This window comes from Pedobacter sp. Leaf216 (assembly GCF_001421515.1).
Lineage (GTDB): Bacteria > Bacteroidota > Bacteroidia > Sphingobacteriales > Sphingobacteriaceae > Pedobacter.
Map to the genome: position 1 here is coordinate 26,849 of NZ_LMKM01000023.1, position 23,188 is coordinate 50,036.

Annotated in this window: 23 protein-coding genes; 11 read left to right on the top strand and 12 right to left on the bottom strand. The window is 42.8% G+C overall.

What is annotated here, in order from left to right; all coding sequences use genetic code 11:
* Nucleotides 1-485 precede the first annotated feature (485 nt).
* The 3 genes from ASE74_RS15570 to ASE74_RS15580 all read right to left on the bottom strand — a co-directional run bounded on the left by ASE74_RS15570 (nucleotide 486) and on the right by ASE74_RS15580 (nucleotide 3,181).
* Entirely contained in the window at nucleotides 486-1,865 is a 1,380-nt protein-coding gene (locus ASE74_RS15570; protein WP_055910989.1) for a PAS domain-containing protein, read from the bottom strand.
* Nucleotides 1,866-2,075: 210 nt separating this feature from the next.
* Nucleotides 2,076-2,687: an alpha-ketoglutarate-dependent dioxygenase AlkB gene (locus ASE74_RS15575; protein ID WP_055910991.1), complete on the bottom strand. Its 612-nt coding sequence runs from the start codon at nucleotides 2,685-2,687 to the stop codon at nucleotides 2,076-2,078.
* A complete protein-coding gene (locus ASE74_RS15580; RefSeq protein WP_055910993.1) occupies nucleotides 2,687-3,181 on the bottom strand; it encodes a hypothetical protein in 495 nt (164 codons plus the stop codon). The genes ASE74_RS15575 and ASE74_RS15580 overlap by 1 nt, the downstream gene beginning before the upstream one ends.
* Nucleotides 3,182-3,395: 214 nt before the next feature.
* Here ASE74_RS15580 and ASE74_RS15585 point away from each other — a divergent pair, with 214 nt between their 5' ends.
* The 3 genes from ASE74_RS15585 to ASE74_RS15595 are packed head-to-tail and all read left to right on the top strand — an operon-like array spanning nucleotide 3,396 to nucleotide 8,860.
* Nucleotides 3,396-4,124 carry an ImuA family protein gene (locus tag ASE74_RS15585; protein ID WP_055910995.1) on the top strand — a complete coding sequence of 243 codons (729 nt, stop codon included), beginning with the start codon at nucleotides 3,396-3,398 and terminating at the stop codon, nucleotides 4,122-4,124.
* A complete protein-coding gene (locus ASE74_RS15590; protein WP_235526113.1) occupies nucleotides 4,121-5,626 on the top strand; it encodes a DNA polymerase Y family protein in 1,506 nt (501 codons plus the stop codon). Before ASE74_RS15585 ends, ASE74_RS15590 begins: the two co-directional genes overlap by 4 nt.
* Before the next feature lie 6 nt (nucleotides 5,627-5,632).
* The gene (locus ASE74_RS15595; protein WP_055910997.1) at nucleotides 5,633-8,860 is read left to right on the top strand and encodes an error-prone DNA polymerase; all 3,228 of its coding nucleotides are present in this window, start codon (nucleotides 5,633-5,635) and stop codon (nucleotides 8,858-8,860) included.
* Nucleotides 8,861-8,863: 3 nt separating this feature from the next.
* On the opposite strand, the gene ASE74_RS15600 is transcribed toward ASE74_RS15595, so the two are convergent.
* The 4 genes from ASE74_RS15600 to ASE74_RS15615 form a co-directional block, all read right to left on the bottom strand.
* A complete protein-coding gene (locus ASE74_RS15600; protein ID WP_055911000.1) occupies nucleotides 8,864-9,151 on the bottom strand; it encodes a hypothetical protein in 288 nt (95 codons plus the stop codon).
* A 59-nt stretch (nucleotides 9,152-9,210) separates the two neighbouring features.
* Nucleotides 9,211-9,825: a class I SAM-dependent methyltransferase gene (locus ASE74_RS15605; protein WP_055911002.1), complete on the bottom strand. Its 615-nt coding sequence runs from the start codon at nucleotides 9,823-9,825 to the stop codon at nucleotides 9,211-9,213.
* Nucleotides 9,826-9,971: 146 nt separating this feature from the next.
* On the bottom strand, nucleotides 9,972-10,298 hold the full coding sequence (locus tag ASE74_RS15610; protein ID WP_055911004.1) for a hypothetical protein: 327 nt from the start codon (nucleotides 10,296-10,298) through the stop codon (nucleotides 9,972-9,974).
* 24 nt (nucleotides 10,299-10,322) lie between these two features.
* Nucleotides 10,323-10,823: a hypothetical protein gene (locus ASE74_RS15615; RefSeq protein WP_157255447.1), complete on the bottom strand. Its 501-nt coding sequence runs from the start codon at nucleotides 10,821-10,823 to the stop codon at nucleotides 10,323-10,325.
* Between the two features lie 419 nt (nucleotides 10,824-11,242).
* Here ASE74_RS15615 and ASE74_RS15620 point away from each other — a divergent pair, with 419 nt between their 5' ends.
* From ASE74_RS15620 to ASE74_RS15630, 3 genes are all read left to right on the top strand, one after another.
* A complete protein-coding gene (locus tag ASE74_RS15620) occupies nucleotides 11,243-11,512 on the top strand; it encodes a helix-turn-helix transcriptional regulator (RefSeq protein ID WP_055911009.1) in 270 nt (89 codons plus the stop codon).
* A gap of 277 nt (nucleotides 11,513-11,789) precedes the next feature.
* Nucleotides 11,790-12,239: a PRC-barrel domain-containing protein gene (locus ASE74_RS15625; protein ID WP_055911011.1), complete on the top strand. Its 450-nt coding sequence runs from the start codon at nucleotides 11,790-11,792 to the stop codon at nucleotides 12,237-12,239.
* A gap of 447 nt (nucleotides 12,240-12,686) precedes the next feature.
* A complete protein-coding gene (locus ASE74_RS15630) occupies nucleotides 12,687-13,283 on the top strand; it encodes a GIN domain-containing protein (RefSeq protein WP_055911012.1) in 597 nt (198 codons plus the stop codon).
* Between the two features lie 534 nt (nucleotides 13,284-13,817).
* Here the strand turns inward: ASE74_RS15630 and ASE74_RS15635 are convergent.
* The 4 genes from ASE74_RS15635 to ASE74_RS15650 form a co-directional block, all read right to left on the bottom strand.
* Nucleotides 13,818-14,297 (bottom strand): DUF6252 family protein, encoded by a 480-nt coding sequence (locus ASE74_RS15635; protein ID WP_157255448.1) that lies wholly within the window; start codon nucleotides 14,295-14,297, stop codon nucleotides 13,818-13,820.
* 422 nt (nucleotides 14,298-14,719) lie between these two features.
* Nucleotides 14,720-15,388, bottom strand: coding sequence for a hypothetical protein (locus tag ASE74_RS15640; protein ID WP_055911016.1), 669 nt, complete (start codon nucleotides 15,386-15,388; stop codon nucleotides 14,720-14,722).
* Between the two features lie 100 nt (nucleotides 15,389-15,488).
* Entirely contained in the window at nucleotides 15,489-16,316 is an 828-nt protein-coding gene (locus tag ASE74_RS15645; protein WP_235526114.1) for an RteC domain-containing protein, read from the bottom strand.
* A gap of 875 nt (nucleotides 16,317-17,191) precedes the next feature.
* Nucleotides 17,192-18,109 (bottom strand): RteC domain-containing protein, encoded by a 918-nt coding sequence (locus tag ASE74_RS15650; protein WP_235526115.1) that lies wholly within the window; start codon nucleotides 18,107-18,109, stop codon nucleotides 17,192-17,194.
* A gap of 218 nt (nucleotides 18,110-18,327) precedes the next feature.
* On the opposite strand from ASE74_RS15650, the gene ASE74_RS15655 reads away from it, so the two are divergent.
* From ASE74_RS15655 to ASE74_RS15675, 5 genes are all read left to right on the top strand, one after another.
* Nucleotides 18,328-19,467 carry a hypothetical protein gene (locus ASE74_RS15655; RefSeq protein ID WP_055911022.1) on the top strand — a complete coding sequence of 380 codons (1,140 nt, stop codon included), beginning with the start codon at nucleotides 18,328-18,330 and terminating at the stop codon, nucleotides 19,465-19,467.
* A 110-nt stretch (nucleotides 19,468-19,577) separates the two neighbouring features.
* Nucleotides 19,578-20,033 carry a hypothetical protein gene (locus ASE74_RS15660; RefSeq protein ID WP_157255449.1) on the top strand — a complete coding sequence of 152 codons (456 nt, stop codon included), beginning with the start codon at nucleotides 19,578-19,580 and terminating at the stop codon, nucleotides 20,031-20,033.
* A 45-nt stretch (nucleotides 20,034-20,078) separates the two neighbouring features.
* Complete coding sequence (locus tag ASE74_RS15665; RefSeq protein WP_055911026.1) at nucleotides 20,079-20,645, top strand: Crp/Fnr family transcriptional regulator; 567 nt, start codon at nucleotides 20,079-20,081, stop codon at nucleotides 20,643-20,645.
* 158 nt (nucleotides 20,646-20,803) lie between these two features.
* Complete coding sequence (locus ASE74_RS15670; RefSeq protein ID WP_055911028.1) at nucleotides 20,804-21,280, top strand: MauE/DoxX family redox-associated membrane protein; 477 nt, start codon at nucleotides 20,804-20,806, stop codon at nucleotides 21,278-21,280.
* A gap of 103 nt (nucleotides 21,281-21,383) precedes the next feature.
* Nucleotides 21,384-21,761 (top strand): hypothetical protein, encoded by a 378-nt coding sequence (locus tag ASE74_RS15675; protein ID WP_055911030.1) that lies wholly within the window; start codon nucleotides 21,384-21,386, stop codon nucleotides 21,759-21,761.
* A gap of 45 nt (nucleotides 21,762-21,806) precedes the next feature.
* Here the strand turns inward: ASE74_RS15675 and ASE74_RS15680 are convergent, their stop codons facing one another.
* Nucleotides 21,807-23,177 (bottom strand): RagB/SusD family nutrient uptake outer membrane protein, encoded by a 1,371-nt coding sequence (locus ASE74_RS15680; RefSeq protein WP_082458800.1) that lies wholly within the window; start codon nucleotides 23,175-23,177, stop codon nucleotides 21,807-21,809.
* Nucleotides 23,178-23,188 lie beyond the last annotated feature (11 nt).

Below are 23,188 nucleotides of genomic sequence, written 5' to 3' on the forward strand. Positions count from 1 at the left end.
TCTTTTCCTGACCGGGGTTTGCTGCCCCAAAAAGGAAATGGACCGGAATATATATATTCATAAATCCGCTGAGAATTGATTTAACATGAGCCTGTTTTCTTCCGGAGATCGCCTGGAAAACCGAGCGCATAAAACCAAGGTAAATCCGCTCCCGGATTGAAAAAGGCATGACCGGCCGGTGTGGAGGAATTGAGGTGAAGTTCAGAAATCACATTCATGGCGTTTTCATTCCAGCAGACCAGAATCCGAAGTGTAAGTTATCCCAAGAATGAGGATAAGTGCAATTGCATTTATAGCGACAGGGATTTTGTTGGTGGTTCCATTGGGGATCAGATCCCTGGTTGAGGTGTTGTGCTGAGATGATAAATCTTAAAACACGAATTGCAGAGATCTTTTGCGTCCCGATGATCCAGCTTTACGAGCCTGACAAACAGGGCTAATGCATGATAATGATCGAAACAAAAACTTCTAAGCCAAGCTTATCCTTAACTGTGATGCGTGGAATCGATGAGCTTGTTTAAGCCGATAATATGTGTCGCATTTCCATTGGCATCATACATTGGTTTGCCGTAGCCCCTAACCCAGTGCACTGAACCATCGGGCCACCTCACCTGGTATTCTGCCTGATAGATACTTTTATTGGAAATGGCCTTTTGCACAGCTTGCTTAATGGGATCCCGGTATTGTGGCAACATCGCCTCGAACAGATCCGGATAAGTGAATTCTTGGTCAGCAAGAAATCCGTAATTCCGTTTAAGCCTGGCATTCGAGCTCATCTTCCCGGTGGAGAATTCAACTACAGTGTAGCCCAGATCGGCATCACCAATGGCGTTGATGAGCACTTCATTAGCCTCTTGGGCTACCTGCCTAAGGAATACCTGATCAGAGACATCGTCAATAATAAACATGATATTCTCATGCTCATCCCCCATTCTGCCGACGGGCTGCAGGGAAAGATTGGCAAAGATGTGTCTTTGCCCGTCGCCATGCCGAATGAGCAGCTTGGCCTCCTTTGCCTGATAGGGTTTCCTTTGAAGACGTACCTCTTCCAAAAGCCTCATAAAATCCTGGCCGTCTATATCCTGTATCAGATTATCCAGCCGCTCACCCAAAACCATGGTCTCTGTTCCAAACAGCCTGGTTAATGCCTCATTGGCCTGCCAAAGATTCTTATGGGCTGCAGCGCATATCCCCATTGCCATCGGCGCCTTAAGAAATATCATTTCAAAACTGTCCAGCACCTTCTCAAGCACCACGTTGGCATGCGCAATCTCTTCCTGGTAGGCAATAAGGTGGGACATTTTTTCAACGGCCTTTTCGTGAGCAGAGGCCAGCTTTTTATTGTTCTCCTTTAAAGAAATCTCCTCTGCTGCAACCAGCCATAAACCCATCCTGTCCATCACCACCTTAGCAAATTTGGCGAGCAACCCCTGTTTTTTCTGATTGAATCTGACCGGGGCATGGTTTATCATCCAGAGTGTCCCAATATTATCACCGTCCGGAGAAATCAGCGGAACACCTGCAAAAAACCTGATGTGGCTGGTATCAAGCTGGGAAAAGTTGATGTCCTGACTGTCCTGGACGATAATGCTTACAGTCTCTGCAGGCAGGAGCCGGCCGATCAGGGAATTCGATCTAGGTTCTGAATTCTCCTTACTGAACCCGATATTGGCCCTGAAAATTATCTCTTTCTGACCGATGAGAGCAATTAGACAGCCATCCAGATCAAAAATCTGGCAAGCAAGCTCCGCGAAATCCTTTAAACTATGTTCAGAGGGACTGCTTGCTGTTTTATAACGCTCCACCGTATTCAACCGCTTATCCTCATCACTTTGTGAAAACTCAAATCCAGCTAACTCTACCATATTTTTCCAAATTTATATCATGCTCCATTGATGATATCACCTTATCACAGAATGGCGCTATTTTGAATAGATAAACTTATCCAAAAATTCCCAAATTCTGCTCAAGAAAATCAAATCCGATCAGATTCGTTACATCGATAGCATCGCCTTTCAATAAAAGGCTTATTTGCCCGGTTCCGGTGATATACTGATAAGATGGCAGATTTAGCATCAGCCAACAATCTTCCTAAAGGTGAGGTTTATCCTAGGACCGGTTTTTTGGGTGGTCTTGGCAATCCGGTGCTCCCAGCGAGCTTGCAGATCCCCCTTCATGATCAATAAAGAGCCATGCTCCAAGCGGACCGAATGCTTTTCCCGGTGATCCTGTTTTTTCCTGATATCAAAACTCCTGACCGAGCCAAAGGAAACTGAGGCGATGATGGGGTGTGATCCCATGACCGTTTCCTTATCGCTGTGCCAGGCGACCGAGTCCAGCCCGTCACGGTAATAATTGAGCAGTACGCTATTAAAAGTTATGCCCGAGACGGGCTCAACCATTTTTTTAAGTTCCAAAAGTTCTGGTGTCCATTCTAGTGGGGTGGATTTTCCAAGGGAATCATAATCTATCCCTTGCATGTCCCCATACCAGGCAGTCAGCCTTGGGGTAAGCACCTCACGGTCATACATCTTCACCAGCTTCTGTTGCCATGGTGTGCGATCAATAAGGGTTTCAAGCAAAAAATCGCTTTTGTACTGATGAATAAACCCCGGTCGGTAGTCCAGCACATCTGCAGGCAATCCCGGGGTCTGCCCGCTATATCCAAAAAAGCTCAACTGTTCCATTACCTGATCACCTTTTGCCAGCCAAATTTTTGTTTTTTATACACCAGTGGTCTGGCCTCTAAAAGGAAATCATCACAAAAATCATGGCTGAAGACCTGGAATTTTACTGCCCATTCATCTTTGAGCAGGCCAGGTATGAATTTTGAAAATACCTGTTCAAAGCTTTTAAAGCTGATACCTTCCTTACATATCACCATATAATCTGCATCACACCTTAATACCACCTTTTCAACCAGGTCTGGCCATCTTGAGCAGATTTCTTCAGGCAACCGGTTGAAGTACCCATGCTCAATGTGCCCGGTCAGTGCTTTAAAAAGCTCTGCCGTGAGCTCATCACCGCTCAGCTGTCTCCATATGCCATTCAGATTTTCCAGACTGCCAAGAAGTTCCCCATCCAGCACAATCCTCCAGGGCTCACCTGCTCCAAACCGGATCAGCTGATAAACCTCCACTTCACCATTTTCACCACAAAAAAAATATTCCAGCTCGATCATAATCAGGATGTTTTCTTCTTTTCAAAGTACAAATATAATTCTTTTTACTAATTAAATTAGCATTTATCCACATTTTTACAACAACTTTATTGGCTTTAAAGGACTTTTAAACCGTTTCAGGTTATTTTTGTTAACAATTATAATTACTAATATTTTTAGTTTTAATTTTGCATCTGTTGCATGGGCATTTTATCAGCGCAATGGGAGATAAGCAATGACAGCAGTTAAAAGGGATATCATTAGCAAGCTTCAGGAACAGATCCTGAGCCTTCAGGGCTGTAAGCCTATTGGAGATGGCCCTGCCATGGACTTTGGCCTTGGCCAGATCAGTGCCTCTTTTCCCGGCAAGGTATTTCCCCTTGCTGCCATCCATGAATTCCTGAGCACAAACCTTGAGGATGCTGCGGCAAGTGGCGGATTTATTTCTGCACTGCTCTCCACTCTGATGCAAAAGGGAGGCCTGTGCCTGTGGATCAGTACCCAGAGAAAAATCTTTCCCCCATCGATGATCACTTTTGGGCTGTCCCCGGAACGCATCGTCTTTATTGACCTCTCAAGTGAAAGGGATGTATTGTGGGCCAGCGAGGAGGCTTTAAAGTGCGAAAGCCTTGCTGCAGTGGTCACCGAACTGGATGAGCTCAATTTTGCCCAAAGCAGAAGACTGCAACTGGTGATTGAAAAAAGCCGTGTAACTTCTTTTATCATCCGGAAAAACGCGGAGAAACTCAGTTCCACACTGGCGGCGGCCAGGTGGAAGATCTCAGCTCTGCCGAGCGGGGCAATTGACGGCATGCCCGGACTCGGCTTTCCAAAGTGGAATGTCGAGCTGCTAAAAATCAAGAACGGGTTGCCGGGCAACTGGACGGTTGAATACTGCGGGGGAAGTTTTAATATTTTAAACCAAACGGTTATCCATACCGGAGAAATCAGAAAGGCGGTATGATGCAGAAAAGATATATGTCCATATGGTTTTCTACGCTGCTCACGGACTGGATCCGCATCAAACGGCCAGCGCTTAAAGCTTTGCCGCTTGTCTTTTCGGACAAGGCTGCTAACCGCATGATTATTACCGCTGTGAGTCATGAGGCTGCTTTGCTCGGTATTCATCAGGGCATGCCGCTGGCTGACGCCAGGGCTATTGTTCCCGGTCTGGAAGTGATCGAAAACCAGAGCCATAAATCAGAAAAACTCTTGAAGGCAATTGGGGAATGGTGCATACGGTACTCGCCATTGGTCGCCATAGAGGAAGACCAGGGCCTGACCCTGGACATCAGCGGCTGCGCTCACCTCTGGGGAGGAGAAAGGGAATACCTGCGTGAGATTGTGAACCGTCTGCGGGGGCTCGGTTATTATGTCAGGGCTGCTGTATCGGATACCATGGGAACTGCATGGGCGGTGTCGCGTTACGGTAAAACCACTCCCATTGTTAAAAGCGGTGAAGAACTCAGCGCACTTTTATCCCTGCCCCCGATGGCGCTCCGGCTTTCACCCCTTGCCAGTCAAAAGCTGATCAAGCTTGGGCTGAAGACCGTGGAGAGCTTTATCTCTATGCCCCGGTCGGTGCTGCGCAGACGTATCGGAGAGGAAAGCATGGAAAGGATCGAACAGGTTCTCGGGCAAAAGCAAGAGCGGTTTTCCCCAATCGCCCTGCCCGAAGTGTACAGTGCCCGCCTGGAAAGCATGGAGCCGATCCGCACGCGCAAAGGCATTGAGCTGGCCATTGAAAAACTACTGACCCAGCTTTGTGCCCATCTTAAAAAGGATGGCATGGGCATCCGGTCCGCTTTGCTGCAAAGCTACCGGATCGATGGAAAGCTGATCAGGACCGTGATCGGCACCAATGGCCCAAGCGCAAATATCAGCCACCTTTTCAAGCTTTTTTCATTGAAGATCGATCAGATTGAGCCTAAAATGGGGATTGAGCTTTTCACCATGGATGCTGCAAAGGTAGAGACACTGGATCCACGGCAGGAAGCTTTATGGATGGCAGAAAAAGGTATGGAAGATCAGAAGGTGTGTGAACTCTTGGATAGGCTTGCCGGAAAAGTCGGTCCCCAGGCCATTCAGCGTTACCTGCCCCAGCCCCATCACTGGCCGGAACGATCGATCAAAAAAGTGGATTCGCTCCTTGAGCCGCTTTCTTTGCCCTGGCGGACGGACCGCCCCAGGCCGGTACAGCTGCTGAACATACCCGAACCGGTCCAGGTTTCTGCGCCCATTCCTGATTATCCGCCAATGCTCTTCCGCTATCAGGGCATCACCCACCAGGTGAAAAAGGCGGACGGCCCTGAGCGCATTGAGCGGGAATGGTGGCTGGAAGAAGGCGAGCACCGGGATTATTATCAATTGGAGGACGCTGAGGGAAAACGCTACTGGCTGTTCAGGTCCGGGCACTACAGCTCAGAGAAAACCTCGGGATGGTTTATACATGGTTTTTTTGCTTAAATAAGGATGGAATATATAGAGCTTCAGGTCACCAGTAATTTTAGTTTTTTGCGCGGCGCCTCTCATCCCGAGGAACTCATCGATCAGGCAGCTCAGATGGGTTATCAGAAACTGGCCATTACCGACCGCAATACCCTGGCGGGGATTGTGCGTGCGCATGTGGCCGCCAGGAATCATGACATCCAACTGATCCCAGCCTGCAGGCTTGATCTGCTTGACGCACCTTCGCTGCTTGCCTATCCAACAGACAGGGCAGCCTATGGACGTCTTTCTGCGTTATTGAGCCTGGGAAATATGCGCGCGGAAAAAGGCAGCTGCCACCTTTATCAGGCCGATGTATTTGATTATTGCCAGGGAATGAAGTTTATTGTGATCCCACCGGAGGGATTAAATTCGCTTTTTGATTATGAAGCAGCATTTAAATCGCAATTGGCAGATTTCAGGTCAAAACTCGGGGATAATCTTTTTTTGGCTGCAACCCGGGGGTATACAGGGGATGACCATAAAAGGCTCTTCAGGCTCGACCAGTTGTCCAAAGGGCTGGGCATTCCCCTTATTGCCACCAATGATGTGCATTATCATCATCCACAGCGCAGGGAACTACAGGATATACTGACCTGTACCCGGGAAAAATGCACGGTCCAGAACGCAGGTTTTCTGCTCCACCAAAATGCAGAGCGGCATTTAAAGGACAAGGCAGAGATGACCAGGCTCTTCAGGCAGTATCCTGATGCAATCACCAACAGCGTACTGCTGGCAGAATCCTGCCGGTTTTCTCTGGACAGCCTGGAGTATGTTTATCCAGAGGAGATCACCTCCGGTAGCCGTACGCCCCAGCAGGAGCTCACTTACTTGAGCTGGAAAGGGGCCAGAGAGATGTTCGGGGATGAGATACCGGAGAAAATTTCGGCCAATATCAATTATGAGCTGGCCTTTATGGAGGAAATGAATTATGCTTCCTATTTTCTCACCGTATATGATATTGTCAAGTTTGCCCGTTCAAAGGGCATCCTTTGTCAGGGCCGGGGTTCTGCTGCCAATTCCACGGTATGTTATTGCCTTGGCATTACCTCGGTCAACCCCACCAAGTTTGACCTGCTCTTTGAACGCTTTATTTCCTCGGCCCGTAACGAGCCTCCTGATATTGATGTGGATTTTGAACATGAGCGAAGGGAGGAAGTGATCCAGTACATTTACGGCAAATACGGCCGTGACCGCGCTGCCATCGTCGCTACGGTCACCCAGCAGCATCAAAAAGGGGCGATCCGCGATGTGGGCAAGGCAATGGGGCTTTCGGTGGACACGGTAAGTAAATTATCAGGGGCAATCTGGGAATTTACCGATGAATGGTTCGAGGAGGCGCGTATACTGGAAGCCGGCCTCAACCCAAAGGATCCGCTGCTGAAAAAAGTGCTGCAGCTTACCGGCCAGATGATGGGTTTTCCCCGCCAACTCGGTCAGCATACCGGCGGATTTGTCATTACCCGTGGAAAACTGACCGACCTTTGCCCTATCCTGAATGCCCGTATGGCGCACCGTACCAACATTGAATGGAACAAGGATGATATCGATGCGCTGGGCTTTCTTAAGATCGATGTGCTGGCCCTGGGTATGCTTACCTGCATCAGGAAGGGATTTGATCTGGCCAAAAAACATTATGATCTGGACCTGACCCTTGCCAGGATCAACCAGGAGGATGATCCCAAGGTGTACGAGATGATCACTCAAGCCGACACCATTGGGGTTTTCCAGATAGAGAGCCGGGCACAGCAGTCCATGCTGCCACGCTTGCGGCCAAACTGCTTTTATGACCTGGTGATCGAGGTGGCCATTGTGCGTCCCGGGCCGATACAGGGCGATATGGTGCACCCTTACCTAAGGCGGCGGAACGGTGAGGAGAATATTGAATACCCCTCACCCGAGCTTAAAGAGATATTGGGAAGAACACTCGGCGTACCCCTGTTCCAGGAACAGGCCATGAAAATAGCCATTGTAGCCGCGGGATTTACCCCGGCCGAGGCTGATGCGCTACGGCGGAGCATGGCCACTTTCAAGTTCAAGGGACTGGTTAACCAGTTTGAAAAAAAGCTCATCAACGGGATGCTCGAAAGGGGTTATAGCGAGGATTTCGCCAAGAGGATCTTCAGGCAGCTCGAGGGTTTTGGAAGTTACGGCTTTCCAGAAAGCCACGCAGCAAGCTTTGCATTATTGGTTTATGTCTCCTGCTGGCTGAAATGTTATTACCCCGATGTATTTGCAGCAGCGCTGCTCAACAGCATGCCCATGGGATTTTACCAACCGGCACAGATCGTGATCGATGCCAGGAACCATGGGGTTGAAGTAAGGGCGATTGATGTCAATTATTCTTCCTGGGACAACCTGCTAGAGGAAAAAAGCGGAACCTACCATGCCTTGCGCCTGGGCTTCAGGCAGATCAAGGGGATTGCTACAGCGGAAATGGAACTGCTTGTCAAGGCAAGAAAGCAGCCATACCGCACCATACATGAGATCATGGATGCCGGGGCATCCCAGAATACGCTGGAAAGGCTGGCTGATGCAGATGCGTTCCGTTCATTGGGAATGGACAGGCGGCAGGCACTTTGGGAAGTTTCGGCGCTGGCAGACCGCCCCGCTGGCGTTTTTGAAAAGCAGGCCTCTGAAAGCGAAAAGGAACCACAGCTGTCACTGCCGTTAATGAGCGATTCGGAGCATGTGGTGCAGGATTATGCCACAACAGCGCTATCACTCAAAGCACATCCGGTGAGTTTTGTGCGGGAAAAGCTAAGTCTGCTGAAGATTCTTTCCACCAAAGAATCAGCAGAATCCTGGGACGGAAGGCTGGTGAAAGTCGCCGGGCTGGTCCTGGTGCGCCAGCGTCCGGGAACGGCCGGAGGGGTATGTTTTATTACCATTGAGGATGAATCAGGTGTAGCCAATCTGGTGGTTTTTCAACAGCTTTTTGAAAAGTACAGAAAGGAAATTTTAGGCGCAAGACTGTTGATGGTTGAGGGAAAACTGCAACGTGAGGGCGAGGTAGTGCATATAATTGTCAAGCGGTGTTTTGATCTCACTGGGATGCTGAAAGGGCTGACCGATGCCGGACAGGAAGAACTGCCGCTGCTGACACTTTCGCGGGCAGACGAACGCTCGCCATTCCCTGCAGAAAACAAACGTACGCAGAAAAGAGAACAGGCTGATGGCACAGTTTTTCCGCCTGCACGTAACTTTAAATAGCTTCTAGTTGATATCTATTTTGGGCGTACCCTTTAGAAGAATACTGACAGGGCTTTGAGCAGCGCCGATAAAAACCATTTCAAGCTGGGTATGCAGATGAACCCCGGCGGCTTTAAGGGATTGGTAACCGAATTCTACCATAGCAGTTTCATCTTTAAAAGTAAGATCAACGGGCAAGTGGAGGGCAATGATGTTTGGAAGGCCGACTTTGAGGGAAATATTAAAGTTCTTTAACAGACTTTCCAGTTTTTCTGCCACCTGTGCAAGTTCGTTGGGCGTAATGCTGGCCATAGCAATTAAAATTTATGATATTTTTTTAGGTAAATGCGATAAACGAGTTAAGCTAATTTTTATTTTTTGATGCACCAGGTGGTCATGCTGCGCATATTCTGTACATTGGTGGTCTTGAGGGGCTCGTGGAGTGCGGCCCCCAGCTTATTGGTCATCCTGATCAGCATTTCCTGATTGACCAGAAAGCGTTCGGAACCATCGGGAATGATATACCTTCCATTACCGATAAAATGGACTGAGGATTCAATACCGATATCGGAAGATAACCTGCAAAAAAAGTAACCTCCTGGCTTCAGCACTCGCCACATTTCCTCAAGCATGGCCTCAAAATGCTTCAGACTTTCGGCGAAATGCAGCACTGCGCTACTGATAACCAGATCAAACTTTTCATTTTCAAAGGGCATGTTTTCAACCTGTGATACCTGAAAACGGTCTTTTCCAACTGTAGCTGAAAACTGTTCCGCACTTACCTGCAGCTGGGCTATGGCATCAGCACTACTATCGATTCCATAGACCTGATACCCGTTTTTCAAGAAGTACATCAGGTTTCTCCCCGTACCACATCCCGCATCCAACACCGTATCACAGTTGGAATAAGTACCTTTCAACAATTGGTCAAATAAGTAGATATCAATATCCCCAAAGGTTTCGAGCAGGTTCTGAACTGTTTTCATATCTAAGGCAAAGATATAAAAAGGACCGAAAATGTAAACCGCCAGAGAGCCTGCCCTCGAGCTGTGGCACAGATCCTTTCCTCATCCTTTGATGCGTTCCGCTGACCGGGCAGCAGGGGTTTCATCGTATATTCTTCATCATTTTTTCAGATCGAATCACTTCTCTGCCTATATTGAAACCGGCTCATGATCAACGGGAAAGCGGTATGAAGCCAAAACTCCGAGCTGATCATTCCTCCTGAGATACCACTACCGGGATCATAACGCGCCAGGTAATGCGTTTCCTTACTTTTTAACTTATCCTCAACAATTCTATCGACAGTTGATGATAAAAAATGAGCAAGCTCTTCACAAGATATGATCTTTTCGATTTGCCCTGCTGCCTCTTTCAGCTCCTGCCATAAATAAGGGTCTCCTCTTAGCCCCCACCTGGCAGGCTCGGGTTCAAAAAGATAATTGTTCTGCGCTGTCATATGCCGCTAACTACTAATTATGTATTAAAAGCAAAGTGCATCTGCAAACTTTTTGGTTGCATATGCCTTATAAATGTTATTTGCGCGCTGGATCTGTTCTTTTGATATATTCTCACTTTTCATCACCTTCTTCCCTTCCATTACGCGGTATGCCCGGCCATCTTTGATATAGATCCGGTGTTCGGTTTTGATATCGGGTCCCGCAGCCGGCCCGCCTTCAATCAACTCATAACAGAATATGGGTTTTCCTGCATGGTAGAAATAATTGGCCGTCCATGAACCATCACCGATTGATCCTGCTTCGGTTATTTTAACAATGCTTTTACCTTCAAAAAAATAATTCACCCTTCCATCTTCCACGCACCCTTCCTTTTCATATTTATAATTCTGCTTGCTCAGCTTAAGCCCGTTTATCCTATTATATTCCTTTCGGATGGCTACTATGATCGCATTATCCTGCGCCAAAGCCTGTCCGCACAACAACAAGAAGAAAATAATCAGTAAATTTTGGAAATGTTTCATCATATCAAGATTTTTGGCATACGTAAATGTTACCCGTACAAATTTAACATTGGATAGCTTGTTTTTTCAAAATAATTGATGGGTACTTTTCTAAAGAATCCTTCGAAATACCAAGTTGCGTAAAATGGCAGATGAAAATCAACACCGCAATAAATCAGCGTTCTAAAAATGGGGCTGTACTGAATCTTTTTTGTGGACGTGCGGGCGACTAACCCTTACCCAACTTTCATCAATCGGATTTTCAAAGTACTAGAATAGCCCGATATATTTGTTTACAGTACAATCAGGGAAAGCTTATCGCAGGAAACATTTTAGAGGCTGATTTGCAAAAACAGGGCTAATGTTTAAATTTGCGCCAATAATTAAAGTTGAGCCATAGCATGGTTTCAACAGATCCTTGACCCAATCAATACATCCATAAAATGGAAGAAAACGACTTTGTCTCCATATGGCTTCGAGAAACCGGAAACCCGGCCATCGAGAAATTAACGCAAATGAATCATCAACTTGCAGCTCAAACTGCAGAAATCCTGTCTGAAAAGGGGCTGTCCGAAGATGATTTAGCTGCCATGCTGGACATCAATCCCGATGAGATCAAAAGATGGCTGATCGGCAAACATCCTTTTAGCGCAAAAGTTTTAAAAGAAATCTCGTCAGTTACAGTTGGTAACCCAAAGCCTGAATTTTCGTAAATGACCATATGGAACGGGTTCGAGAAAGAATAAAAACAGTGTCAAAAACATCTCAAAAAAAAAAAATTCCACTCATATTCCATTTCTTTAGCAGAAAGTCCAAAACTTTAACAAATGACTAAAAGAGAGTCATTTATGACAAAAAATAATACTCTATGACAGCCCATTTATCACTCATAAATTCATTGAAGCTGAGAATTGTATGAAAACCATCTTACCATAAACTTGTTGTAAAAACAGGAGCAATATTTAATTGCCCTTTTAAAAAAAGCGACTTATGGATTCAGGAACTATTGTATACAGCAATTTAGAAGAACTCTCAAAAAGTATTTATCAGTTAACAGATGGCGAGGCTGACATTAAAGGTTGGCCGGTGCGGAACGAAGCCGGAGATGCGGTTGGAAATGTACGCGATCTGCTGTTTGATCCCGAGCAGAACGCGGTAAGGTATGTTATTGTAGAACTTGCAGATATGGGTGAAGATCTTGAAGAGAAAGCTGTGCTGATCCCGATCGCTCTTGCAAATTTAGCCGAAGACAAAAAAGAGGTTGTTCTACCCGATATTCACCATGATCAGTTCAGGGCAATGCCAAGATATATCATCGGCGAGGTAACCCCGCAGATCGAGGATGAAATCAGGCGCGTTATCGGAAGTCCGGCAGCCTTGAGGATTGAAGATGAAATTGTAGAGATTGACCGGGCAAATTTCAACCGCCATCAGCTATAAAAAGCCAGCTGCTAGGTAGCGTGGATTGTGAAGAGCAACCTTGAAATCACGCTTCATCAACAAAAATTTAATTTATATTTTATATAAACGGGAACTTATCCACTGGATAGTTCCCGTTTTTCTGTTTATAAAAGACTCTAAATCAAAGTCATTCCGGAACCTTGAGCTGCACAACTATGATTTTGATAACAGGTCTTTTCAAATCTTTAGCATTTATTGCTTCGCATATCAACACCTACACATATACCGGCGAGGGAAATTCATCAAATCAAATGTTGGAGGTGTAAACCAAAATTATTACAGTTGTTCGCCCGATTTTAAAAGCTGTTCGTCGATAATTACCCCGCGTTGGTATATTAAGCAATTTTCTGCTGCAACGTTTCCACCTTTGCTGCGTCTTATCATTAAAACAGAAACAAAATATTTAAAATATAAAACAACAGCATCATGAAAACCTCAATCAAAACCCTAACAAAATCTTTATTGGCAGCAATCGTTTTAACTTCTTTAATCTTCTCGACAAACGTTTCAGCAAATGAGAAACAGCCCGCTAAAATATCTGCACCCAGCAACTTTAACAAACTTATCGTAAGTGGAAACATAGAAGTTACACTAATCCAGAATGGAAGAGAAGGGGTCAGCTACAATGATGACAATAACGGAAAGGTTAAAGTGATTCAGGATGGATATGCTTTAAAGATCAGCTCAGAAGATAAAAGTACGGCAAAAATAACTGTATATGTAAAAAACATCTACCGTGTTCAGGCCTCAGATGACGCCGTTGTAAAAACAGATGGCAAACTGGATGTAAAATATCTTCAGGTTTTTCTTAAAGGAAACGCGGTCGCCAAAATAAACTCACATTCTGAAAGTTTATATACTGTGATCGAAGACAATTCAGATCTTAAGTTATCGGGCGACACCAAAAGCCACAGCCTGGTGATGGGTAAAACACAAAAACTGAACCTTGATAAATTTGCTGCCCTAAAAACAGAAATGAACACTCCTGAATCCATGATACAGACAGCTTCACTAGCGAAATAATTCAATTCAGCATCTGCTGCAAAGCAAATTATTGAGGTGGCCCCAAAAGATCGATGGAAATTTTGGGGCCACCTCTTTTTATTAAGGGTTTCATCCCTTAAGCAGGTAAAAAATCAATACATCTCAAACCTTCTTCCCGATGTGCAAAGCCATCTCCAGTGTTACTGACGTCAAAATGGGACTAAAATTCCTCCTGTGTCTGATAAGCGCCATTGAGCTCATACTGTTGTACAACCCATAATAAGCCTAATAAAATTAGGCTGAACTGGTCAACTCACTGCCCATCCTGCCCGGTATAATTCTAAAGACGGGTAAAGTGGTAATAGTCGATCGTAAAGCACCTTTGTCGTCGAAACGGCGTTGTTTGGGTAAAGCGTTGTTGAATCAGCACTTCGTTCATAGGTGTGTGCCGCAAGCTTACCCACAAAAACACAAAGGTAGACCCCTACCTGCGGAAAGGAGCAATTTAATTTTGATGAGCGCTCAAGGATCGATTCTTTGAGTTTGTTATAGGATGTTTATTTATTGAATTGACTAATAGGTTTTATAGACCAGGTCGAATTCCCCATCAGAGATATCTACAACTGCTTTGGTATTGTTTTCCAGAGCTTTGAAAGAAAATCTCCCAGTAACGATTTTTGCCTGCTCGTCCAGGGTTAATATCTGTAAGGTCCCGGTATACCCTGACTGGGCAGTAAATTTAAGGTTTTCATTATTGTCCTGGTAATCAGCTATATTTTTGACCCCATTTAAATTATAATTTCCAGATACCACCTTTCCTTCCAAAAATATTGCAAAAGAAATTGTCTGCCTGGAGCCTTGCTGGTAGGCTGAAACAAAAAATGTTTTTCCTCCATCGATCAGGTGCGCTTCAGCCTCCTTACCATATTTAAGATCGGAATTACCGGGCCGCCAAATCACACCATTTACCTTACATTTAAAATTATTTTCAACCTTATCTTTCTTACAGCTACCAATCAGTACAGAAACCAAAAGAACGAAGACTATTGTCATTTTTACCATCGCATCATGTATGTTAAGAGTAATCAGTTTAAGTTTCCTTAAAGCAATGATAATAATTATTACAACGCCACACAATCAATAAAGATTAATCCGAAAAATGAATTAAACTTTTAAGCTGAAAATGATTAATTCAAAAAGTTTCATTTCAACCGTTAGCCGAAAGAACGAGGACTATGGGATTAAAATAACGCTCGGAAAGCTTAATTAAAAATCAGCTGGCAGCGGAGATTTCGTCTATACTGCTCGCTCCAAATTACCACCAAAAAATGTAAACAAATATATTAACAATGCCAATCTTGGTTATACTGATAACTAATTTTAAAGGATCAATTGACGAGAGGATCAGTTTGCAAGAATTCATTATTCTTATTAAATGATTTAAAGAAACTACTATACCATGGAATTATCAGAATTTAATTGAATATCTGCCCCTCGCGGTAGTCGTGATCAATGCGTTCGAGCTTACCTGCTTTGAAATGCAGGGTTACAGTCGAGGCTCCGGTGACGCTCGCGTTGACAAAGTCTGAAAAGCCAAACTGCCACTCATCCTGATTATCCATGTCAGGATCATATGGCTTGTTCAAGGGTTTGTCAGAAAGCACAAAACCGTAAGATGAGTAGACTGGTAACTGATGGATTTTGATCAGTTTTGCAGCCAATGCTGAAACAGGATCATCCACTTTGATTGCTGTATCATCTGCGGCGTTGGCGGGCCATCTGGTTACCCCTGTGGTAAGCCCCCCTCCAACAGCGATTTGCTCAATTTTATTTCCGCTAAAAAGCAATACTGCCCGGTCCAGCGTACCGGTATTATTGTAAATAGTCAAAGCGTAATAATAAGGGAGCAGCGGATTTAGTGCCTCTGGCGAAGTGAAAGGCTTATGGCCAAAAATCGACACATACTGAAAATCAAGTGTAGGCCCCGCCTTCTGCAGCTGGGCGAATACTTCCGAATGCGAACTGCCAATCCGTATTCCCCATTTTTCCCCTTTTGTTATGGATTCAGAATAGTTTCCCTGTTTTTCCTTTTTGCATGCCACAAGCGTGAACAGTACGAGTAAAATCGGCAATAATCTTTTCATTAGTAATTTGGTGTTAATTCAGAAGTATAAACGCAAGTAATGTCAAAGTCGCTACATCATTCGGTAAAATAAGGTTACAAATTTCAGCTTAAGACTTATTCTAACCTTCCCGGGTGGTAAATCCGTTTGCATCATCAATTTTTTTCCGCAATGCTTCACGCATTTCATCCAAAAACCTGGTTTTGCTCATTCCTTTACGCTGTTTGATTTCAACAAAACGCCTATAATATCTGTTTAGGTTTACCTGAAAAACACGCTGAAAAACCTCAGCAATTTCAGAAAGTTCCGTTTTCCCATTGTTGATCTGACCTGTACTATATAGTCCATAAACAATCTCTATCAGATTAAGGCTTTCTCCGGTCCATTTTAATTTCCCAGTGTCAAAATTTGCAGGTTGCCTGGAACCAAGAGAATGATGTTGGTCAACCATCAGATCATTCAAATGCCCTTGTAACATTTCAAAAGCCATAAATCTGGAGAAAAGATACTCGTGTCCAGTACCAAATGAGGGGTCGACTCTTGGCACTGAACTCAAGCGGATATCTTTTGAAGATGCTCCCCGGAGAAAAAACAGGTGGTCGAGTTCGTCAGTGCCTAACCTGTAATATTGATATTGAAATTCGTGCGTCCTATAAAAACGGTTGATATAGCGTATCTGCTCATTGTAATGATCTTTAAGTTTATTATTTATTCCCAAGGGCTTTGTAGTATCTATGTTAAGCAGTTCTGAATAAAATATCAGCCAGCGGGCGAACCTTGGCTTTTCGACTTTAAAAAACCAGATTTCTTCTTCTTTATCAGTGAATTGGTAATGTTCGACAAATCCCCTTAAATCGTCCAGATATTGCTGAACGGTGAGCATCGCTTGTTTCAACATCATTGATTTTGAAAGCCGATCTCTTTTTAGCATTTCTAAATCCTTTTCCATCTTCTTATACAGGTCTTGACATCTTTGTTTTAGCATATAATTACAGGTTAGGTTAAACCGGCCTTAGGTAAAATAGCATTGAGGAGATTTTCCATTAGCCAGTGAGATAAATGATAATAATAATTGACATTAAAATTCTACTTTTCAAAAAGATGATAACATATCAGTGCGTTCGTTTGGGTATCCCAAGATCAATTTCATACACCTCCACATCTGCTCAAAAAGCTCTTTGATTCAGACCTTCCCGTTCTCAATCAAAAACAACCGGTGAATGCTCCAACTCATTTAGATTCACTTTTTCATCAGTAAACTGCTGCTCAGACCAGTGGAAACTGCACGGAACACTTTACTTTCTCCGCACAGGTTTCCTTCCTTAAAGAAGTGTCTCTATATTAAACAATTCGGAACTACTAACCTCAGTTTATACAAACGGACTCTCGTCTGCAAATGCGCCATCACCTCTGACGTGATCTCAAAGCTTCACAAAATTGCCATAGTTTATAGGTAATGTTTCATTCCTGAGTGTCAAAGACCAACTTTTTTGTTGGCTCAAAATTCAGGAAGTATGCTGCGAGCATTTGACACTTTTCAAAATGTGGTTACGATTTTTTAATTCTTTTAACGTAGCTTAATTGCAACGGTTTTCGGAATGGAGATGCTGTAGCTTAACCGATATTGCCGTAAAATCCTCAAATACTAGAGTAAATTATTGACAAAACTTTAGAACTTGCTAAAATCTCTACAAATCCTGGCAATAAGATTTTAACACTTTTTCCAACTTGTGTTATACTTTCACTACTAAACAATTTTGAAAATTTCTTCCCGGACACATAGTTTAACATTGAATTTATTGGACAAATCCCAGAAGAATCATCTTAACTGAAGCGCTGTTTACTGTTAATATGATTGTTGATTGCACTTCTCATACCACCAAGATAAACTGTATACCCTTTGCTCTTCCTTCTGGATATATAGATGAATTTTCGGTAGGCAACACCCAGGTCTATATTCAAGCTTCGCTGAAGAATATCCAAGACTTGGGAAATGTCAGCTTTTCCATTGTTTAAAGAACCCAAAAAGTATACGCCATAGGCGAGTTCAACCAGATTAACTTTGTCATTGGTCCATTTCAGCTCCGAATTTTTCGCAAGAAGGTGATAGAGAGAGGAATCGGGATTGGTATAAATCAAACGAATCCAAGTCAGCAAAAATTCTCGTAGCTGCTCGTATGCACAGAACTTTGCAAAAGTATAATCTATATTGGTATCAAATTCGTCGTATTTCAACGCCGGAAGAATCCCCTGCTTGTTTTTTCTGAGAAAATATTCCTGGTCCAGGGCAGTTTGATTGTTGAGGTAATATTGGTAAAGGAATTTATTTTGCTCAAAGTATCTTCTCAGGAAATCTATTTCCAGAACATAATAACTCCTAATTGCCTCGTCCGTATCAATCGGAATATTTGATAGAATATTGAATTGCTCCACGATCAAAATTTTACAGCAATAGAATTTCGGTTTGTGTTCTTTAAAGAATAATATCTCTTCCATTTCAGAAGAGAAACCCAATTGGTTTACCAACGTGTTCAAACGAGTGATATCCTTTTCGATAATGTCTAGTGAGGATGAAAATCTGGTTAGGTCACTGATGGGTTCTTGTTTTACAGCATGCAGTTTTGCGGTCATTTCTAAATAAAGCTGTTCAGAAGTTTGGATTAGCATAGAGAAGGATTTAGGTAAAAAGTTGGTTGACTGAACCTGCGATAATCCTACAGGAACTTTCGCAAGTTGCGCCAATTCGCACTCTAAATCAAGTTAACTATCAGTTGCATAATTGATCAACCCCCTTTGAATACATTATTTGCAGATAAATTCTAAGGACAATATCCGTTAAATTTTACTTTTGAGAATATGTTTGTCAGCCTAATCAAACTATTCGTGTAACCACCAAAGGCCTCGGTGTAAAAAACTTTTTGACAGGTAAATTCAGTCATAAATTGTGCTAAAAATCAGCTATGAATTACCAATTTATTTTTTTTGAGGAACATCTCACCAGCCTGCAGACGAAAAAAACTTTTGCAAAAAATTTTGCAATGGAATCAAAAAAAAATCTGGAACGGGAGCATTCCCGACTGACCAGATCCTTCAGGGATATGGCCGTTGAACTAAATAATCATGAAAAGTCAAAAGCATATTTCAATTTTCACCAACAGAACTTAACCCTTTTAATGGATAAGACTAGCACAGAAAAAAAGCTTAGGGAAAAAGATCCGGAGCACAAGATTATCATAAGTACTCTGGAAGCATTGCTGGACATAATGGAAGAATTACTAATCTGGATGAAACAAATCTTTCCGGAGATCTTCGACTATAAAGGCAGGGTCCCTATAAAAATGATTGAGTCCGAAATTTCCGAAATTGAGAATGATTTGAACTTAATCATTGGAGAATTTGAAAAGAAGAAATTGGATGCTAAACTGATGCAGGTCACAAGATCGGTATTGGATATAAGTCAGATAATCAGTTTTCAAGATCTGAAATTTTGGAGAGAATCCTGCTACAAAATCCATCAAGATCTTATGTTGCTTGATTCGATTGATGAATTTCGCATTATAAAAATTCTAATGGGGCTTGGAATAAATCATCCTGACTTATTTTTTTATGCTAAACGGCATATTTCAAAAGAGATTGAGCATAAGACAACATTAGGGGAAAAAATTTCTGCAGTCTGTTCCTATCGGAAAGAGATAAGAGTGTTATACAGAGAAACCCAAATGCTCCAGTTTACAAGAAAACCCGATATTCGGCGCACTATAAAAAAATTCCTTCGAGAAGAACTCCTTTTACTCCGGGCTATGGAATTTGTGAATCATGAAGTTGAGGAAGCGGGAATTATGAACGCAAACTATAAAGTTTCCTTTTCAGTTAAACAGCTGGCCTTTTTCGTCCACCTTCAGATGGAGACCGGTATAATAATATGGCAAAGGGCAAAATTCGCGCACCAATATATTGCCAGACACTTCAGCACGGTGGAACGCGATTCAATATCTGAAAAAAGTGCTAGAAACGCCCACTATAATCATGCTAGTGAGGATATCAAGAAAGTGATCGCAAAGCTCAGTGAAATGCTAGCATTAGCTCAGGAAAGATATTGAAATTGTGAGAATACTGCGAATCTTGCAAATTGATGAGGGGTTGCAAGACCATAAAATTTCTGCAACTTGACAAAGTTTTCAAATTGCCGTTCTTTATCCCTAAAAAGATTATGGACGTCGAAAAATATTCACAAAAACTAAACGCATTTCATTCACTCTCGCCTGGACTCAAAGCATACATCTCAACCATAGCCAAAGGAACCGCATACAAGGGTGGCCAGACGGTGTTCCTGACTAGAGAAGATTATAACTTTTATCCCCTGATTCAAAGCGGGTCATTACAGCTAATGGCAATCGATAAGGATAATGACGAAAAAATTGTTATCAGAACTTATAAAGCTGAAGAATTCCTATACCATTTTCCAAACGTTATGCCAAGGTCAAGATTTAAACTTTATGTAGAGTTTTTGGAGGATTCTTATTTGGTAGCGTTTAGCGAAAAGCATTATTCGAATCTTATGAAATTATTCCCTGATGCGTACCTTTTGAATCTTTCATATACCGCCTGGCATTTGAACATACAGTTGGAACTTCTATTGGGCAACAATAAAATTCCTGATGTGTAATTACATATTTGACACACCTTAAAGTTTACCCTAAATCATATTCAAATGAAACGACTCATCGAAAAACTGCGAAGTCATCAAAATGCAAGCGAACCTGTTGTAAGCCAACTGGCGGAAATCTTTGTTGCTAAAACTTTTAATAAGGGCTTACTTATTAGTACACCAGATCATTCATACCCGGAACTTTATTTTATCGAAGAAGGTCTTGCAAGAGGGTATTTTATTTTCGAGGGGCAGGAAAATACATCCTGGATATTACAGACTGGGTTTATTTTTCCGACTACTTCGTTTTTTTCTGTCAGTCACACAAATGAGTACGTAAATTTTTTAAAAGACAGTACCGGATATTCAATAAGTCTATCCCAATGGAGTGAACTTGCCAAAGCAAATCCCCAATTTTTAATGGCACTTCTGGAAATCTATGAGGAACATTACCAGGAAATTACGCAGAGAGAGCAGATGCTGAGGATAAGACATGCGGAAACAAGATTTTTATATTTTCAAGCGAGGTATCCAGAATTAATTAATCTTCCCATTCATAAGATTCTGGCTTCCCTTCTCGCAATCGAATCAAAATATCTCTTCAAAATAAAAAGGAAATATCGCAGATGACATAGTAACCAAGCGCATTATTAGACAGATAGATATACCAATATTTCTTTTACAAAGGGGTGCAAAAAGAGTAAAAATTGCCGAATTCGGGTAGTAAATATTATTTCTGTTGTTTCGAACTTTAATCTACAATCAGATGGGTTTTTAATGAACAAAACATGGAAAATATTTATTCACATAAACGGACACATATAAGCTATAAAAGCTTGGTATCAAATCTAAATACCATTGGAATATTCCTGTTAACATTGCTATGGTCTTACGCAGTTTTTGCAAAGCTCGCTGATCTAAAACTTTACCAGCTCCAGATGAAGGAGCAACCCTTTCCTTATTCAATACAGCAGTTACTGACTTTTCTTGTCCCGATTCTTGAGCTAACCGCTGCTACGCTGCTGATTTTTAATAAACACAAATGGGGGCTTTGGCTTTCCTTAACTCTGATATTGGGATTTACGATATACATCACACTGATCCTGACCCATGTTTTTCCTAATGCTCCATGCAGCTGCGGTGGCTTCATCTCCAAGATGAGCTGGAAAAGCCATCTCTATTTCAATATGCTTTTGTTTTTTATAAATATGGGTTGTCTTATTAAAATCACCAGACAGGAAAGGAGGTTAAGCGGCAAAGAGTAAATATAAATTATAAAAAAATTAACGCAATCAACCTGGGCATGGTGCCCAAACCTTAAACAAACTTTTTCGCTTGTTTTTTCAAAGTAAAAAGCATCCTTAAATTATGTATACAGCAATAAAAAATGTAAGCAAAGGCCTAATGGCCGCCGCTTTAGGATTAGTATTAGTATTTGGTGGTTCTGCTTTTAAAGCAGACAGTAAAAGGGTTCAATATACTTTTAGGTATAACAGTACCGATAAGTCTCAGGCTGAGGTTGAAAAAGAATCCAACTGGATTTACAGTCCTAGCTCAGCGGGTTGCAATCAAGTTCAGCAAGAAGCATGTATCATCCACGTTGATCAGGCTTTTGTAAATACAAGCGGAACTCCAACATTGGATCCATCCCTAAATTTATTAGCGGCGCCTTACACAGCTACCAAAGCCTATGTTACATCGAGTGATGATGGAGACATGGACATTGAAAACAGAACTGCCCAATAACCTAAGGGTAAACTATGAGGGGGAAATGAACACCCCCCTTATAGTTTAATTTTGCGACATGCCAGTAGATTCAATAATATCAGTGGGCAACGGCAAAGCATAATATCGTGAATCTGGCGCAAGGGTGAATACCTGACTTCCAAGGACCCGTTGGAGGATGATATTTGCTCCTTCTTTGTTATATCTTTTAAGGTCAGCAAAACGTAGACCTCTCATCAACAACTCCTTCCTTCTTTCCTCACGGATTTTTCTAATGGCATCAGACTTATCCGTCGCAGTTACAGGTGAGAATGGCACTGTATTTCTCCAACGTGACTTTAATAAAACATTCAATACCTCCATCGCCCCGGGCAGGTCATTTAACCACGCTTTACATTCGGCACTGGTGAGGTAGAGCTCATCGGTTGCAAGGCCTGAAAAATAAACCGTCCCGCTTGCAGTATAATTTCCCTTGAACTGCTGATATGGAGCAGAGGCCCTGAAAAATGCAGTTCTTCTTAAGTCATTTATGTTATAGCTAGCATACAAGGTAGTATCGACTCTGGAATTTGTGGTATTATTAACCCCAAAATTGCTGGAGAGTTCTGCATACCAAATCGTCTCCTTATTAAACTTTTTAATGGGTACTGTACTGCTCAGCGCCAGGAGATCACTATCACCATTGTAGTCCATTAGCTTGCTGTTGAATTTTAGTGCTTCCAAAGTGTATTTTAACGAAAGCTCATATTCATGATGGTAGAGATAACACCTTGACAGTAAGGCCGCCGCGGCTCCTTTAGATGGTCTGAGCACATGTTGAGGATAGTCGGGCAACAACGCCAGTGCCAAAGTCGCATCATCAATTACTTTTTGGTAACAATCGCTTACCGAAGAGCGTACCGAGGGAATGTTAAAGTTAGATGATGTTCTAAGGGCAATACCCAGATCACTGCCAGAGGTTTTTTCATCGAAGGCCAGTCCATGTTGATTGGTCAACATCAAAAAATAAAAGGACCTGAAGAATAAGGCACTTCCTTTCGCATTGTCCCATTGAGAACTGTTCACTGACGTTCTGTCTATATTTTCCAACAATTCCAAGCAAAGGTTACTGTTGAACACTGATGTGTACGCCAGGCTCCAGTCATTGGCATACCTGTAAGCAGTTGGCTTCCATATATAAGCTTCTTGAGCCCTTACGCTAAGCGCATTGTAACTGGCCAATGGGAGAAAAAAATCGTCGCTTGATGCTTCGCCAAACGAGGGGGTCAATTTAAGGTTCATCAGGTTGGCGTCGTCTAGAAGTCCCTGCACATCAGATAAAGTATGAGGAATTACCAATTTGGCATTCGATTTAACCTCAAGATATTTCTCACAGCTCAAGATGAGTAGCATTGCAGCACAGAGTACAATGCTTATTGCAATATTATTTTTCTTCATAATGTTTTTTT

Excerpts from the sequence above, each read along its gene's own strand:
- ASE74_RS15570 (WP_055910989.1), bottom strand. The coding sequence starts at position 1,865 with ATGGTAGAGTTAGCTGGATTTGAGTTTTCACAAAGTGATGAGGATAAG.
- ASE74_RS15575 (WP_055910991.1), bottom strand. The coding sequence starts at position 2,687 with ATGGAACAGTTGAGCTTTTTTGGATATAGCGGGCAGACCCCGGGATTG.
- ASE74_RS15580 (WP_055910993.1), bottom strand. The coding sequence starts at position 3,181 with ATGATCGAGCTGGAATATTTTTTTTGTGGTGAAAATGGTGAAGTGGAG.
- ASE74_RS15585 (WP_055910995.1), top strand. The coding sequence starts at position 3,396 with ATGACAGCAGTTAAAAGGGATATCATTAGCAAGCTTCAGGAACAGATC.
- ASE74_RS15590 (WP_235526113.1), top strand. The coding sequence starts at position 4,121 with ATGATGCAGAAAAGATATATGTCCATATGGTTTTCTACGCTGCTCACG.
- ASE74_RS15595 (WP_055910997.1), top strand. The coding sequence starts at position 5,633 with ATGGAATATATAGAGCTTCAGGTCACCAGTAATTTTAGTTTTTTGCGC.
- ASE74_RS15600 (WP_055911000.1), bottom strand. The coding sequence starts at position 9,151 with ATGGCCAGCATTACGCCCAACGAACTTGCACAGGTGGCAGAAAAACTG.
- ASE74_RS15605 (WP_055911002.1), bottom strand. The coding sequence starts at position 9,825 with ATGAAAACAGTTCAGAACCTGCTCGAAACCTTTGGGGATATTGATATC.
- ASE74_RS15610 (WP_055911004.1), bottom strand. The coding sequence starts at position 10,298 with ATGACAGCGCAGAACAATTATCTTTTTGAACCCGAGCCTGCCAGGTGG.
- ASE74_RS15615 (WP_157255447.1), bottom strand. The coding sequence starts at position 10,823 with ATGATGAAACATTTCCAAAATTTACTGATTATTTTCTTCTTGTTGTTG.
- ASE74_RS15620 (WP_055911009.1), top strand. The coding sequence starts at position 11,243 with ATGGAAGAAAACGACTTTGTCTCCATATGGCTTCGAGAAACCGGAAAC.
- ASE74_RS15625 (WP_055911011.1), top strand. The coding sequence starts at position 11,790 with ATGGATTCAGGAACTATTGTATACAGCAATTTAGAAGAACTCTCAAAA.
- ASE74_RS15630 (WP_055911012.1), top strand. The coding sequence starts at position 12,687 with ATGAAAACCTCAATCAAAACCCTAACAAAATCTTTATTGGCAGCAATC.
- ASE74_RS15635 (WP_157255448.1), bottom strand. The coding sequence starts at position 14,297 with ATGACAATAGTCTTCGTTCTTTTGGTTTCTGTACTGATTGGTAGCTGT.
- ASE74_RS15640 (WP_055911016.1), bottom strand. The coding sequence starts at position 15,388 with ATGAAAAGATTATTGCCGATTTTACTCGTACTGTTCACGCTTGTGGCA.
- ASE74_RS15645 (WP_235526114.1), bottom strand. The coding sequence starts at position 16,316 with ATGGAAAAGGATTTAGAAATGCTAAAAAGAGATCGGCTTTCAAAATCA.
- ASE74_RS15655 (WP_055911022.1), top strand. The coding sequence starts at position 18,328 with ATGAATTACCAATTTATTTTTTTTGAGGAACATCTCACCAGCCTGCAG.
- ASE74_RS15660 (WP_157255449.1), top strand. The coding sequence starts at position 19,578 with ATGGACGTCGAAAAATATTCACAAAAACTAAACGCATTTCATTCACTC.
- ASE74_RS15665 (WP_055911026.1), top strand. The coding sequence starts at position 20,079 with ATGAAACGACTCATCGAAAAACTGCGAAGTCATCAAAATGCAAGCGAA.
- ASE74_RS15670 (WP_055911028.1), top strand. The coding sequence starts at position 20,804 with ATGGAAAATATTTATTCACATAAACGGACACATATAAGCTATAAAAGC.
- ASE74_RS15675 (WP_055911030.1), top strand. The coding sequence starts at position 21,384 with ATGTATACAGCAATAAAAAATGTAAGCAAAGGCCTAATGGCCGCCGCT.
- ASE74_RS15680 (WP_082458800.1), bottom strand. The coding sequence starts at position 23,177 with ATGAAGAAAAATAATATTGCAATAAGCATTGTACTCTGTGCTGCAATG.